This is a genomic window from Muriicola soli (genome assembly GCF_004139715.1).
GTDB lineage: Bacteria > Bacteroidota > Bacteroidia > Flavobacteriales > Flavobacteriaceae > Muriicola > Muriicola soli.
On record NZ_CP035544.1, the window covers coordinates 1,167,327 to 1,181,498 of the forward strand.

General features: G+C 34.6%; 16 protein-coding genes. All 16 read left to right on the forward strand.

Features of this window, described 5'->3' with window-relative positions; all coding sequences use genetic code 11:
* The first annotated feature begins 5 nt into the window (after positions 1-5).
* The 16 genes from EQY75_RS05125 (at position 6) to EQY75_RS05200 (ending at position 14,170) form a co-directional block, all read left to right on the forward strand.
* On the forward strand, positions 6-701 hold the full coding sequence (locus tag EQY75_RS05125) for a DUF6090 family protein (RefSeq protein WP_217349974.1): 696 nt from the start codon (positions 6-8) through the stop codon (positions 699-701).
* Positions 702-815: 114 nt separating this feature from the next.
* A complete protein-coding gene (locus EQY75_RS05130; protein ID WP_129603463.1) occupies positions 816-1,589 on the forward strand; it encodes a DUF6090 family protein in 774 nt (257 codons plus the stop codon).
* 223 nt (positions 1,590-1,812) lie between these two features.
* Positions 1,813-2,547: a DUF6090 family protein gene (locus EQY75_RS14065; RefSeq protein WP_174719393.1), complete on the forward strand. Its 735-nt coding sequence runs from the start codon at positions 1,813-1,815 to the stop codon at positions 2,545-2,547.
* A 236-nt stretch (positions 2,548-2,783) separates the two neighbouring features.
* Complete coding sequence (locus EQY75_RS05140; RefSeq protein ID WP_129603465.1) at positions 2,784-3,404, forward strand: hypothetical protein; 621 nt, start codon at positions 2,784-2,786, stop codon at positions 3,402-3,404.
* A 217-nt stretch (positions 3,405-3,621) separates the two neighbouring features.
* A complete protein-coding gene (locus tag EQY75_RS05145) occupies positions 3,622-4,350 on the forward strand; it encodes a hypothetical protein (protein WP_129603467.1) in 729 nt (242 codons plus the stop codon).
* A gap of 103 nt (positions 4,351-4,453) precedes the next feature.
* Entirely contained in the window at positions 4,454-5,080 is a 627-nt protein-coding gene (locus EQY75_RS05150) for a Crp/Fnr family transcriptional regulator (RefSeq protein WP_129603469.1), read from the forward strand.
* Between the two features lie 76 nt (positions 5,081-5,156).
* Positions 5,157-5,369: a YgaP family membrane protein gene (locus EQY75_RS05155; RefSeq protein ID WP_129603471.1), complete on the forward strand. Its 213-nt coding sequence runs from the start codon at positions 5,157-5,159 to the stop codon at positions 5,367-5,369.
* Between the two features lie 281 nt (positions 5,370-5,650).
* Entirely contained in the window at positions 5,651-6,226 is a 576-nt protein-coding gene (locus EQY75_RS05160) for a uracil-DNA glycosylase family protein (protein WP_129603473.1), read from the forward strand.
* 142 nt (positions 6,227-6,368) lie between these two features.
* Positions 6,369-7,424 carry a bestrophin family protein gene (locus tag EQY75_RS05165; protein ID WP_129603475.1) on the forward strand — a complete coding sequence of 352 codons (1,056 nt, stop codon included), beginning with the start codon at positions 6,369-6,371 and terminating at the stop codon, positions 7,422-7,424.
* 180 nt (positions 7,425-7,604) lie between these two features.
* Positions 7,605-8,330: a DUF6090 family protein gene (locus tag EQY75_RS05170; protein WP_165200401.1), complete on the forward strand. Its 726-nt coding sequence runs from the start codon at positions 7,605-7,607 to the stop codon at positions 8,328-8,330.
* Between the two features lie 118 nt (positions 8,331-8,448).
* Entirely contained in the window at positions 8,449-9,798 is a 1,350-nt protein-coding gene (locus EQY75_RS05175; RefSeq protein ID WP_129603479.1) for an amidohydrolase family protein, read from the forward strand.
* 130 nt (positions 9,799-9,928) lie between these two features.
* Positions 9,929-10,489 (forward strand): DUF1572 domain-containing protein, encoded by a 561-nt coding sequence (locus tag EQY75_RS05180; protein WP_129603481.1) that lies wholly within the window; start codon positions 9,929-9,931, stop codon positions 10,487-10,489.
* 129 nt (positions 10,490-10,618) lie between these two features.
* On the forward strand, positions 10,619-11,137 hold the full coding sequence (locus EQY75_RS05185; protein ID WP_129603483.1) for a GNAT family N-acetyltransferase: 519 nt from the start codon (positions 10,619-10,621) through the stop codon (positions 11,135-11,137).
* Between the two features lie 203 nt (positions 11,138-11,340).
* Complete coding sequence (locus tag EQY75_RS05190) at positions 11,341-12,342, forward strand: DUF6624 domain-containing protein (RefSeq protein WP_129603484.1); 1,002 nt, start codon at positions 11,341-11,343, stop codon at positions 12,340-12,342.
* A gap of 239 nt (positions 12,343-12,581) precedes the next feature.
* Positions 12,582-13,094, forward strand: a complete 513-nt coding sequence (locus tag EQY75_RS05195; RefSeq protein WP_129606961.1) for a RidA family protein — start codon at positions 12,582-12,584, stop codon at positions 13,092-13,094.
* Positions 13,095-13,270: 176 nt separating this feature from the next.
* On the forward strand, positions 13,271-14,170 hold the full coding sequence (locus EQY75_RS05200; protein WP_129603486.1) for a GNAT family N-acetyltransferase: 900 nt from the start codon (positions 13,271-13,273) through the stop codon (positions 14,168-14,170).
* Positions 14,171-14,172: the final 2 nt, after the last annotated feature.

Below are 14,172 nucleotides of genomic sequence, written 5' to 3' on the forward strand. Positions count from 1 at the left end.
ACCTTATGGAGAAAAACAAAACTGGAAAGTATGTGAAATATGCCATTGGCGAAATCTTACTTGTGGTCATTGGGATACTTGTAGCATTACAAGTCAATAACTGGAATCAAACAAGAATAGAATTAAATAAAGAAAAACAGGTTTTAAAAAGTCTAAAAAAGGAATTGACGGAAAATCTAATAGAATTAAACTATGATATTAAACGAGTCGATTCCGTGTATAACAATTTAAATAAATTAATGAAGTTGTTGATATTAGGTCATTCCAACAACACTAATCTCGATAGCCTTATATCATTTACTTTATCTACCCCTACATGGAATCCGAGTTCTTATGTCCTTAATGATTTAAAAAACTCTGGTAAAATTTCTCAATTAACTAATCTGAAACTGCAAGAAAAGTTATTTACGTGGGAAAGACAATATGATAACACGATTGAATATACTCAAGATTTTAGGGACAGTAACGATAAATATATTGATTTTTTAAGAGACAAAGCTTCTTTAAGAAATTTTGATGTTTACACAGATCCAATCAAAATTCAACCTTCAAGAATAGGTTTTAATAGTGAAGATTTATTGAACAACCTACAATTTGAAAATTATGTAGACGATAGATTAATAACAACTAGCAACTTAAAAACTGAATACAAGGAAGCTCAGAAGATTGTTGAGGACTTAATAAATTCAATTGAGCTTTAATAGCTATATTAGGATTTGGTCTATTTACAACGAATGCGAGATAATGACCATCAGTAATTGTTTATTCTGGCCTACTTGTGAATCCCGATAATTATAGGGACTAACCCATATCCAATGATAAAATTCTTTAGAAAAATTAGACAAAATTTACTTTCCCAAGGAAAGACTGGAATGTATTTAAAGTACGCCATTGGTGAGATTATACTCGTTGTAATTGGCATTTTGATTGCGCTGCAAATAAATAATTGGAATGAGCAACGTAATGAAAGTAAGGAAGAGCGATTAATACTGTTAAACTTAAAAGAAGACTTTGTTTATAACCAAAGAATTTTGGATAGTTTAGTGGGGCGTCATATTGAAATTAAAGAACTTCAAATTTCCATTTTAAATTACACCGGAAAAAAACCTAAACCTGTAACAGAAAATGAATTCAATATTATTCTGGAGACCTTATATCATATGGGAGAATTTTACCCCAAGAAAGGTGCTCTAAACGACTTAATTAATTCTGGAAGATTAAAGATTATTAAGAATCAGAGATTAAGGAACAGTTTATCTTCTTGGCCACCCGTTGTTGAAAGAATAAAAAAACGTGAGGAAAACATCAGACAAGGTATGAATGGTATTCAAATATTGATTGAAGAAAATGGAAGCTGGCTAAATGTAGATAACGTTTCTAATTCTCTAACAATAACAAGTAACGCTTTTCCGGAATCCGGTTTTGATGTGGATAACCGAGACTTACTAAATGATTTAAAATTCGAAAATAAGGTTGAATCTGAAATTGTTCAAATGAATATTTTAATTCGCGTTCAAAAAGAGGCTTTAAAATCACTTACAGAAATTTTAGATCTAATAGAAAAAGAAATTAAAACTAATGATAACTAAGCACAACACCGTGTATAATTAATTGCTTTGGCAAGTGCCTATTTGGAAAATTCCTTCGGAATTTTCTCGAGCTCGTTTTTTTTCAAATTAGTTAATGAGATTCGCAACTTGACCATAAACAAACACGATGTGCTTCATTCCCGATAACCCCGATAGCTATCGGCGCCGGACCAACCACCAACCAATGATTAAATTCTTTAGAAAAATTAGACAAAACTTACTGATGGAAAACAAAACAGGAAAGTATTTGAAATATGCTATTGGTGAAATTGTGCTAGTTGTTATTGGGATTTTAATTGCCTTACAGATTAATAATTGGAATGAAAACAGGCTAAACAAAAAGACTGAAAAGAATTATTTGTCAGGAATTATTGCAAACCTGGATAAGGATATTGAAGAACTAAAAAGACGTATGAGCAGGGATACTTTGCAACTTCAAGCTCAAACGACAATTTTAAAAAGTTTTCGAGCAGAAAAAATTAAAAATGATATTCCCCATCTAGTATCAGCAATTCTCAGATTTCAGGGTATAACATCGTTTTCAGGAAATAATATTGTTTTTGAAGACATGAAATCTTCAGGTAAAATAAATCTAATAGTCTCTGATACTTTGAGGTTCAAAATATTAGATTATTATAAAGCTTTCGAGTCTCTCAAGAAAAAAGAAACTTTCAATAATAACATTACTATTCAGTTGAAAGATCCCATCTCAATGGCTTATTTGGACCCTAATTCAATTTACGAAGCCAACGTAATTCCGGATTTATGGAAATCTGAAGTGAATAGGCTCGACTTATCCTTTTTTGAACGTAACTCAGACAGCCCGGAAGTGACTGACTTTGCCAACAAAATAAGTTCCATAAAAGCAATGCTGCTCGGAAACCATCGGAGCAAAATACGCCTTTCCAATGAGGCCAAGGAACTTAAGAAGTACATCTTGAAATATATTGAAGAATAATTATGATATTTATAGAAATGAACTGTCAGCCAAATTAAAGATGAACATCATATAAATAGTTAGATCTTCCTATGATTTTCTTTGGATAGCTAACACACTAAGGTTTAGGTAAAATTGAATAATGAATAACGAAGCACAACAAGGCTAATTAATATTGCCAAAAGGCTGTGTTTAATCATAAAAACAAACGGCTACATTAAAACCGGGACCTTATGTGTCATCAGTAAAGCAATAAAATGAATATAATCAAACTTCCCCTTAGGGTGCCAGTCCTGGTTTGGAATGTATTAACCACAACTTTTTTTTGGACTACAACAATGAGAATGTTGCTAAAGCCTGAAATATCTGGTTGGGGTATTTTCAATTTTGGCGGAGAAGGATTAAAAGGAGACTACTGGCTACCACCCCTAATCGTATTTTTGGCTCTATTGGTCTTTTATCTTGAAGGACGAGGCAAATTCAGGACTATTTATCACATAATGATAATTAGCTGGAACTTATTGATTACCGGAGCTGTTGTCTATGGTAACTTCCATTCTAGCACACAAGTTTCGTTCGATACGTGGGGAGTCAATATTTCATTTATATGGCTCTTAGTTCCATTTATTTTGTTTCTTATATTAACTGTTGCTTTAGTGGTACAAGAAAAAAATGGAAAGCATTTAATTCCGTGTTATGAATGGTCAAAGATTAATTGGAAACCTCTGGTTATTGCTATATTATTATTTCCGGTTGCACTTCTTTTCTTTAGGTTAGGTGAGGGATTTAATTGGCTTATAAAAATTGCCGTTGGAGCGACCATAATTCAGTGGATATTACTAACAGAGGTTTTAGGTCGTCCTTATAAAAAAAAATAGAAAAATTCTACTGACATCTGATGGCTCATTAAGAATTAATCAATGGGTGAATAGGGAATACCACATACGCATAACAATAGCTATAGACAATGCGGGCAAAAGAGCATATATGAAAGTGAGTACAAGCAATAAACTTATCGGTAGTCAGACAATGAAGTGAGTTGATAATCCGTACTACGTATAGACGAGACCGTTGCGCGACATAAAAAAACAAACTATGAAATACAATAATATCATTATTACTCTAATACTGGTTTTTACTTTTTCTTGTAAACAAAAAGAGACAACAAAAGATACTGAAACTGAAATTGGAACCGAATCCAAAATGCTTGTAACGCATTATTACTCTGTTAAGATGGAAAACGGAATTGCAGTAAAGGATAGCCTAAAAGACTGCTTTTCATGTAATCAAGCTGAAGTCTATGACAGAAATGGAAAACAAACGGAATTGCGATTTTATAAATCGAATATGACAGATATGTATGGATATGAAGTTTATAATTTCAACAATGAAGGACACAAAACAGGGTCAAAATATTTTGAAGGCGATTCATTAACTACGATTTATACATATGATTTAGATAATGAAGGCCGAATTTTGAAAGGGATGGCATTTAATGCCATTACAGATGAACCTTTATACGGTTATATAAATGAATATGATAAAAATGGAAATCACATTTCTACTGGGTCTTTAAACTCTAAAGAAGAAGTAATTGACTACTATAAAAGGACGTTCAACGACAATGGAATAGTTGTTTTAGAGAATATAGTAGACCTTGAAGGTAATCCCATATTCAAGGTTAAATATGAATATCGACCTCAAGCGGATGATAATTGGACTGAACAACTTACGTATTACAACGATGAACTTAAAGAAATTCGGTATCGGGAAGAAATAATGATAAAGGGCGAAAAAACCTTGCCCAACAATGGCGATAAGTAAAGGCGCCGTTCTCGTCTACTTCTGAATCCCGATTACTATCAGGACACGTGACTGCTCATAGCGAAAACCGTTGTGTGCAACCTGAAAACCCATGCGGCAATTGATGGAATTTGATAAAAACATATTGTCTTTTCTAAAACCAAAGTTGTTAGATGAATTACTTAAGAAATCTACACTTAAGGAATTTTCAAAAGGCACTGAAATTTTAAGAGAAGAACAATATGTAAAAGTATTGCCAATAGTTATTAATGGACTTGTAAAAGTTTATTCGCGATTTGATGAAAAGGAATTACTACTTTATTACATAGAACCGGCTCAAAGCTGCGTAATGACTTTTTATGCGGCATTAAAAAATACGCCAAGTAAGGTTTTTGCAACTACTGAAGAAGAATCTAAAATTCTTCTAATTCCTGTTCAGTATTTACCAAATTGGCTTAAAGAGTACCCTGGTTTTAATAACTTATTTTATAACCAATTTAATTTACGTTATTCTGAGCTTTTAGAAACAATTCGTCATTTACTATTGGACAAAATGGACAAGAGACTTTATGACCATCTTAAAAAGAAATCAGAATTAACTAAAAGTAATTCCGTTATAATGAGCCATAGTCAGATAGCAAATGAATTAGGGACTGCCCGAGAAGTAATAACCAGGGTTTTGAAAAAACTTGAGACAGATGAAAAGGTTATTCAGCATGCAGGTGAAATAAAAATTATTAGCGAGTGGTGACCGCAGTCACTGCATACGTCTATAACGCCACTTACCTTTGTAGAGCAATAATGCTACAACATTTTATTCTTAAGAGATGAAAAAAAATATGGGAAGTGCAGATAGGATTATTCGAATAATAATCGCTGCGATCGTTGGAATTCTTTATTTTACAGGAATCATTTCGGGAACTTTAGGTCTAATCCTTTTGATACTTGCAGGTATTTTCGTTTTAACCAGTTTAATTAGCTTTTGTCCACTTTATGCACCATTTGGCATTCGTACATGTGATTTAAAAGAAAAAATATAGCTGTGAAAAAATTAAGATAGCACATAACAAGGTGTTTAAGCAATAGCGGTTTGAGTGAAAGCTCGAACCGTTTTTCGTTTAAATAAAGTATATTAAAATCTGAAAAGAAGTAGAATTAAATCCGCCACTGCTCATACATTGAACCGTTGTGCTTCATAAACCCTTCGCTAAAGCTTAGGCTGGCAGTAATACAGTGAAACACTTTAAATATGCTATAGGAGAAATTCTCCTTGTCGCAATCGAGATTTTAATTGCCGCCAAATAAAGTTTTAATCCTACAAATGGAATCTCTGCTTTCAGAAATAAAGAATTGTACCCTTTGCTTACCTCATTTAAGCCATGGGGTGAATCCGGTGATATCCGCTTCATCTAATAGCAAAATTATCATCATCGGTCAAGCCCCAGGAAGTATAGTCCATAGAACCAGTATCCCCTGGGATGATAAAAGTGGTGACCGACTAAGATCCTGGATGGGTATATCCAAAGAAGTTTTCTATAATAAGGACTTATTTGCCTTAATTCCCATGGGATTTTGTTATCCCGGCAAAGGCAAAAGTGGAGATTTGCCCCCAAGACCTGAATGCGCCCCGAAATGGCACGATCTTGTTATGGACCATATTCCAAATAAGGAACTAATAGTATTGATCGGTACCTACGCCCAGAAATATTATTTAAAAGAATCAGCCAAAAACACCCTTACAGATACAGTAAAGAATTACGGTACATACCTCCCAAGGTATATGCCGCTTCCCCATCCTTCCCCCAGAAATAATATTTGGCTTAAAAAGAATGAATGGTTTGAAGAATCCGTAATCCCCGAATTAAAAAGAAGAACCAAAACCATATGCTATTACTAGTTATTGGGGGCTAATGGGATAAGGCACTAAAATTTACACCATTCTTCCGTATCTTGATTGAGGAAAATAGAATTTCACAGCTATACCAGACATTGAAACGATACTTTTTTCTGTTGTTTAATAAAATACAAATCCGCATCATATGTACATAGGCAAAGTATATCGAATAACCGACATGGTTAGATGGACCCGTTTTGAGACCTTTTGGTTTATAGTCATCATCGGATTATGGGTTGCCATCTATTATTTCCTGGATTTATCCTGGTTCAGAATCCCATGGACTCCCATGGCGTTAATTGGAACTGCAGTGGCATTCGTGATTGGATTTCAAAACAATGCGGTCTATGGACGTATTTGGGAAGCACGGAAAATCTGGGGTGGTATAGTCAACACTTCCCGCACTTTTGGAGTATTTGTTCAGGATATGCTTTCTGATGAACACACAAAAGAAAGCGTTTCTAAGGAGACCATTAGGAAAGAAATAAAAGCATTAACGTATCGGCATATTGCATGGCTAACTGCATTGAGATATGCCATGAGAAATAAACAAAGGTGGGAAACTACCAGCAACCACAGAACAAATACCGAATGGGGTATAAAGCCTCCTGAACAGTTATCCAGTCTGGAAGAGGAGCTTAAACCCTATCTCTCCCAAAGCGATCTTGAAGAAGTGATGAGCAAGAACAACCGGCAAACCGCATTACTCTATTCGCAATCACATCATCTTAGAAAGTTAAAAGAACAAGGTATGATCTGGGAATTTTCATTTCTTGAACTCGAAAACCTCATTAAAGAACTCTTTACACTTCAAGGGCAAACCGAGCGCATAAAGAACTTTCCCTATCCACGGCAATACGCTTCATTAAACCATTATTTTATGTGGCTGCTTTTGCTGCTCTTGCCCATGGCATTGGTACCGCAATTCATGGATATTGGGAATGAAATTTCTGCTATTTACCCCACATGGGGAGCGCATTTTATTTGGTTTACCATACCAATTTATACGGCTGTCGCCTGGATGTTCCATACCATGGAGCGAATCGGCAGAACCGGAGAAAACCCTTTTGAGGGAACTTCAAATGATGTCCCTATATCAACCATTTCAAGAGGAATTGAAATCGATTTAAGGCAAAATCTGGGGGAGGGCATATCTGAAATACCTCCTCAGTTCCCGGCTGATCTTGGGGTTCAATTCTAAAACAATAATCTTAACAATACTTTCAATTAAGGACAAATCAACGCTGCTTAAAGCAGGGCATTACTAAGTGGAAAAATAGTAACTTAAGATCTTAAACTTATACTTAACTGAGATAATTAGAATGCATTTTGACGATCCTCGCCTATGATAAAATTCTTTCGTAAAATTCGTTACAACCTTATGAGTGAAAATAAAACAGGAAAGTATTTGAAATACGCCATAGGCGAAATAATCCTTGTTGTTATTGGAATATTGATTGCTTTACAAATCAATAATTGGAATGAACAAATAAAGCTCAATAAAGACATAGATGACCATCTTGTAATACTAAAAGAGAATTTATTAGAAGATCAACTACAACTCCAAATCTTAAAGCAAAACATTACCACAAGAAAATTAGCGGCAGATTCAGCCATGTTTCAAATGATGACTATAACATCCTTGGATTCCCAACTTAAAAAGTATCTGATACAATTATATCAAGAATTTAAGTTCAGTCCGAACACTAACGCCATTGAGACTATAAATCAATCGAATGAAATTCCCGCTTTAAATAATGAATTGAGAACGGCTATACTAGACTATTATTCACTTATTGAAAGAACTAAGGAAAGAGAACATATTTCCAACAGCCAGATACAAACCAAATATGAACCATATTTGAATGAAAATTATCCAACTATTTTTCAAAAAAATAATGAATTTGAATTCCTGGCTACTTACTACAAAGATGATCCCAGACCAATATCAACGATAGATCGCGACCAGTTTCTTAATGACAAAATTTTAGAGACGCTACTAGTTTCTCGCTATTACCAATGTAATGCATTGGAAAAGTTTTATGAAGACCTGATTATATCATCTGATAAAATACTTTCAATTATTAAAGAAAGGAAATCTAAATAACGAAAGATCAACAACGTATTTAACCCATTAAAATGGCTTATATACAAAACCGCCGTAAATGCGATTGCAGGAAAGGTAGGGCCAAAACCGTAGGCATACATTAAAAAAACTAAGAAGAATGAGAAAAATAGAAACAATTTTACTACTAACATTCTTACTAAGTTTTGTTACACACCTCATTTCTCAAGAAACCACCGATTATACAATTGCGCTAACCAACCTTACAATAGTAGATGTAGAGAATTTATCTCAATTAGATGATATGACTATCATAATTGAGAACGATAGAATCAAATCTATCCAAAAAAGTGATATCGCAAATGTGAATAGCGTTAAACAAACAATTGATTTAAAAGGGCACTATGTCGTTCCCGGTTTAATTGACTCTCACGTTCATCTCTTTAGGCCAAAAAATCGAAAAGAGATTTTAAAGCAACTGCTTTATTCTGGAATAACAACAGTTCGAGATATGGGAGGAGATGCGAGAATGTACCAATCATTAAATAAAGAAATTCAACAAGGCATTTTATCAGGCCCTGACATCTATTATTCAGCCAATGTTTTTGGTCCCAAATTTCTCAAGGATCCCAGAACCAAATTTGCTAATATGGGCTTTGAACCTGGCTCTGCTCCTTGGATGCGACTGATAGAAAACACATCTGATTTAGAAAAAATTGTAATTGAAGCCAAAGAAGCTGGCGTGACGGGGCTAAAAGTATATTCTAATGTAAGACCTGAATTACTCACTAAAGTTAGTTCCGTAGCTCATGAAAATGGTCTAAAAATGTGGAGCCATTCTAGCATTTTCCCAAGTAAGCCCTCTGATGCAGTTAATGCCCAAGTTGATGTTCTATCTCACAGTATTGGAATGATTTTCGAAAAGGAAAGTAAAATGCCTGACTCATTCAACGAGGCCATAAGAAATTCTGTACCTCGCCAAGATTTTATAAATACGGCAGCCAATGATTCAGTATTTATAGAACTTTTTAATAAAATGAAATCAAAGGATATAATTTTTGAACCAACATTATCTGCTTGGAGCCTAAAATTCCGACCTAGTAAAGCTAAAACAGAAAACAACTCAGAAAGTGATAATCCTACGAAACATCTTTTAAACGCTGGAATTAAAATGGATGTAGCTTCAATGGATAGCTGGGCTCAGAAAATAACGACAGAAGCATATAAAAATGGTGTAACCATTGCTGCAGGAACTGATTTTAATGAAAACATTAAATGGGTTCAAGATGAAGTCATATTACTCACTGAATGTGGAATTTCTAATATCGAGGCCATTAAGGCAGCAACTCTGAACAATGCAAAAACTATTGGAATTGACAATATGTATGGTTCTATTTCGGAGGGAAAGGTTGCAAATCTTGTAGTACTTTCGGAGAATCCTATAGATGAAATTGAAAATATTAGGACAGTAGTTTTGGTATTTAAGAACGGAAGAGAATACAAAAAATAAAAACCTATGCCAACAATGGTTATAATTCATCTCGCTGAAAGCGCGACGAAATCATACTTGTCGGCTGTAGCTGCGGATGTTGGGAAGGCAGAGTCATTGCGTCGTAGACAATGTGAGAAATAAATTAAAAATGAAAACTGAATATTTAAACAGTGTCAAAAAGCAATTTGAATATTATAAGTATTTGGGTGAAAAAACGTTTGACCAGTTAAATGAAAAAGACCTTTTCTGGCAGTATAACGAAGAATCAAATTCAATAGCAATAACCGTGAATCACCTTTGGGGGAATATGAAATCGCGCTGGACAGATTTTTTGACTTCTGACGGAGAAAAAGAATGGCGGAATAGAGATTTAGAATTTGAAGCGGTTATAAAGACCAGGGCTGAACTCATTGAAAAATGGAATGACGGATGGCGATGTTTGTTCGATGCTTTGGACGCTGTTAATCCGGACAACTTTGAGACTAAAATTTATATCAGAAATCAAGAACACTCAATTCTCGAAGCGATAAACAGACAACTGGCCCACTATTCCTATCACATCGGACAGATTGTATATGTAGGCAGAATGATTAAGGGAAATAAGTGGAAAAGTTTGTCCATTCCAAAAGGAAAATCGTCAGAATTTAATCAAGAGAAATTTTCAAAAGGAAAGCACAAAGGACATTTTTCAGATGATTTAAAAAAATAAAAACGGGCTAGATCAATGGCTATAAATAATTATTTTTTCTCGCCTACTTCACAATCCCGATAGCTATCGGGACACGCAACTTCTCATAGCCGAGACCCTGAACTGCAAGCTTTAAAAACGTTAATTTAAGTGTATACAACCATAGAAACGGAAAGACTAAGACTAAGACCAATAAATTTAAAAGATGTCGATTTTATTTTTGAATTGGTCAATTCCAAAGGTTGGTTGGAGTTTATCGGTGATAGAAATGTCTCCGATAAAAAAGATGCCGAAAATTATATAAAACGGATACTCGCCAATGAGAATTATTTTTATACCATTTTCGAATTAAAGAATACGCTGAAGGCAATTGGAATAATTACTTTGCTCAATCGAGAAGAAGAAGAGTTTCCCGATATCGGATTTGCTTTATTACCCTACTTTGAAAGCAATGGATATGCTTTTGAAGCGAGTAGATATTATCTTGATAAAATAAAAAATTTAAATACGTATGACAATATAATAGCCATTACAATCCCAGATAATGTTAAATCAATTAGACTGTTAGAAAAACTTGGACTTCATTATATGGGCAATTACAAAAAAGGCGAAGAAATCTTATCATATTATAGTTTGAAAAATGTAAAGCCAGCAACTAAAAATCTATAACCGCAATTACGGCGTCCAGATAACTATCGGGACGGCTACCTCAGAATCCACTCAGTTTTGTAATGGTCAGATCTTAACCGAAAATTAGTAAATTTAAAATATAACGGACGGTAATTCGAGACCCTTAGGTGCAAAGAAAATTCTCTGAGGACTGTTTATCTGATGTTTAAATTACGGCTTAAACACATCTAATTTTTTAAAACATGAATTCCAGACAAGCCCTTCTTCTTCTTCTTTTAATGACTCTCTTTTTTACCCAACAACACTCTTTTAGCCAAAAGACAAAGCAATCCGTACAGCTCCCGGATATTTCCAAGGAAATTATGAAGATGCGGGAAAATGATCAGAAGAACAGAATCAAATGGGCTAATATGATAAGGAAAGGGAAGAATAACTCACAAAAATTCATAGATTTCACCAGGGAGGTTATTGCTGTTGATCGAAAGAATACAGCCAGAATGAGAGAAATAATATCCAGATATGTGTGGCCAACTTATGATCTAGTGGGTAAAGAGGCAAGCAACGGAGCCTGGCTGATCATTCAACATGCTGATAGAAATCCATTGTTTCAGGCAAAGTGCCTGACCCTCCTAAAAACAGCAGTAGATAATGGACAAGCGAACCCGAGTAATTATGCCTATTTGTATGATCGGGTACAGGTCTCCAGAGGTGAAATGCAACTTTACGCAACTCAAAGTTCAACCAATAATGGCTTAACCGAAGGTCAGTTTTATCCAATTGAAGATGAATCAGGTGTTCAAATTCGCAGAGAAGAAATGGGGATTAGCCGAAGTGTTGAGGAATATGCCCAATCTATGGGATTTGACTACAGCATTCCTACTGTTGAAGAAGCCGAAAATAGAGCAAAAAAGCGGATCTTTAATTATGAGACAAATTTACGTCTTGCCAGGAAAGCGATGAACGCTCAAGACTATACAACTGCTGCCGAACACTACCTAATTGTTGCAAGATCTTACGGAATGGTAACAACCCAGGATTTTATTGAAGCAAGTAAAGCACTAGCTTTATCTCAACACAAAGATATCGTCCAGGCCTATACTTTCTTAACCAGAGCTATGACCAGAGGTTGGGATGGCTTCAATGACGTCAAGGATCATGCAGATTTCGCTTTCTTAAGACAAGCAAACAAAGGAAAGTGGAGTGATTTGTTGATCACGGCTGAGGAAATGAAATTGGACAGGTAACATATTGAACGTATCATAAATTTAGAACATATATACATCAGAATATAGAAATAGATAAACGCGCATGACAACAGCTGTAAAACATACCTTTCTGGTCACATTTCATAGCTAAACCGACGCCACTTCGGTTTCAGGGAAGGTAGAGTCAGCATCATTGTACGCCATACTGAAAGACTAAACTCATTACAAAAACGGGGTAGCCGAAAAACGAGCAGAGTAGGCACTAAACATTCTTAATGATGAAAAAAACAACCAACCGACTAACATTATTTATTGCGCTTCTGGCTTTTGCTTTTGGATTGCAAAGTTGCGAACAAAAAGAAGAAAAGAAAGAAGCAGAAAAAGAAGTACTAGTCGTATCAGAAAAACCTGAATATTTTTTACTGCGCCCGGAAGTTGAAAAAGCATATGGATATTCTCATGCTGTGAAAATTGGAAATAGTATTAAAATTTCTGGTGCTGTTAGTATGGATAATGAAGGAAATCCAACCGCAATAGGTGATCTGGAACAGCAAATTAAAAACTGCTATTCAGACTTGGAAAAAATATTAAAACATTACGGTTGCACCTTTGATGATGTTGTTGTAGAAAATATTTTCACCACCAATATGCCGTTAATGTTGGAAAAATCTGCATACAGAGCTGAAATTTACAAAAATCACTTTCCGACCGGTTCGTGGATTGGAGTAAAGGAATTGGCACTTCCTGAATTTATGGTTGAAATCGAAATGGAGGTACATAAATCAGAATAAAAGTACGAACGCATAACAAGCTGTATATCTCCATTGCGGTTGAATTCCCAATCGGAATGCATTGCAATTTGCCAATTTTCAGTTAGGCCAGAAAATTATGGCTTATTTTCCAAACTAAGTTTCATACACAAAACCGTTTCGTAGAATTAAAAGAAGGTTTCAGAAATAAAAACTTGATGAAGTTTATAGAAATCAACCATACAAACTATGGATTCGCAAAAGACTTTAAACACGACCAGGAAATCAGAACAAGTTTCAATGCGCTGACAGAAGCTACTTTTGATTTTAATTTCGAAAATTGGTACCAAAATGGCTACTGGATTGACAATTATATTCCGTATTCATTATTGCATAAGAATAAAGTGATATCAAATGTTTCGGTAAATAAAATGGAGTTTATTATCGAAAATGAGAAAAAAGCAGCGATTCAAATTGGTACTGTCATGACCGACAAGGCATACCGAAATAGGGGACTTAGTCAGTATATCATGAAACAAGTTATAAACGAATGGAAAGATAAATCTGATTTTATATATCTTTTTGCAAACGACAGTGTTCTTGATTTCTACCCGAAATTTGGGTTCGAGATAGTAGATGAATACCAATATTCAACGGCGCCAAGGAGTACTAACACTTTAAAACCATCATTTAAAAAACTCAATATAGATGATAAAAATGACAGGGAATTATTTCTGAGTTTGGTAAATGATTCTCGTCCTATATCTAAATTGTCAATGCAAAACAATATATCCTTAATTATGTTTTACTGTTCCTCTTTTAAGAAAAATAGTATTTATTACCTTGAACAGCTCAAAGCGGCAATTCTAATGCACATTGCAGATGGTACGCTTTACCTCGATGATGTATTTTCAAAAGAAGGAGTTAAGCTAAAGGATGTAATTCAATTCATAACGGATACAACCATAAAAAGGGTAGTGTTGGGATTTACCCCATTAGATGAGACCGATTACCAAAGAAGTTTGCTTAAAACCGGAGATACTTTGTTCGTAATTAAAGACAAGGCAGATTATTTCAAAAACAAAAAATGGAGGTTTCCAGTTTTATCTCACGCCTGAAA

Excerpts from the sequence above, each read along its gene's own strand:
- EQY75_RS05200 (WP_129603486.1), top strand. The coding sequence starts at position 13,271 with ATGAAGTTTATAGAAATCAACCATACAAACTATGGATTCGCAAAAGAC.
- EQY75_RS05190 (WP_129603484.1), top strand. The coding sequence starts at position 11,341 with ATGAATTCCAGACAAGCCCTTCTTCTTCTTCTTTTAATGACTCTCTTT.
- EQY75_RS05160 (WP_129603473.1), top strand. The coding sequence starts at position 5,651 with ATGGAATCTCTGCTTTCAGAAATAAAGAATTGTACCCTTTGCTTACCT.
- EQY75_RS05130 (WP_129603463.1), top strand. The coding sequence starts at position 816 with ATGATAAAATTCTTTAGAAAAATTAGACAAAATTTACTTTCCCAAGGA.
- EQY75_RS05180 (WP_129603481.1), top strand. The coding sequence starts at position 9,929 with ATGAAAACTGAATATTTAAACAGTGTCAAAAAGCAATTTGAATATTAT.
- EQY75_RS05140 (WP_129603465.1), top strand. The coding sequence starts at position 2,784 with ATGAATATAATCAAACTTCCCCTTAGGGTGCCAGTCCTGGTTTGGAAT.
- EQY75_RS05170 (WP_165200401.1), top strand. The coding sequence starts at position 7,605 with ATGAGTGAAAATAAAACAGGAAAGTATTTGAAATACGCCATAGGCGAA.
- EQY75_RS05145 (WP_129603467.1), top strand. The coding sequence starts at position 3,622 with ATGAAATACAATAATATCATTATTACTCTAATACTGGTTTTTACTTTT.
- EQY75_RS14065 (WP_174719393.1), top strand. The coding sequence starts at position 1,813 with ATGGAAAACAAAACAGGAAAGTATTTGAAATATGCTATTGGTGAAATT.
- EQY75_RS05165 (WP_129603475.1), top strand. The coding sequence starts at position 6,369 with ATGTACATAGGCAAAGTATATCGAATAACCGACATGGTTAGATGGACC.
- EQY75_RS05195 (WP_129606961.1), top strand. The coding sequence starts at position 12,582 with ATGAAAAAAACAACCAACCGACTAACATTATTTATTGCGCTTCTGGCT.
- EQY75_RS05175 (WP_129603479.1), top strand. The coding sequence starts at position 8,449 with ATGAGAAAAATAGAAACAATTTTACTACTAACATTCTTACTAAGTTTT.
- EQY75_RS05125 (WP_217349974.1), top strand. The coding sequence starts at position 6 with ATGGAGAAAAACAAAACTGGAAAGTATGTGAAATATGCCATTGGCGAA.
- EQY75_RS05155 (WP_129603471.1), top strand. The coding sequence starts at position 5,157 with ATGAAAAAAAATATGGGAAGTGCAGATAGGATTATTCGAATAATAATC.
- EQY75_RS05150 (WP_129603469.1), top strand. The coding sequence starts at position 4,454 with ATGGAATTTGATAAAAACATATTGTCTTTTCTAAAACCAAAGTTGTTA.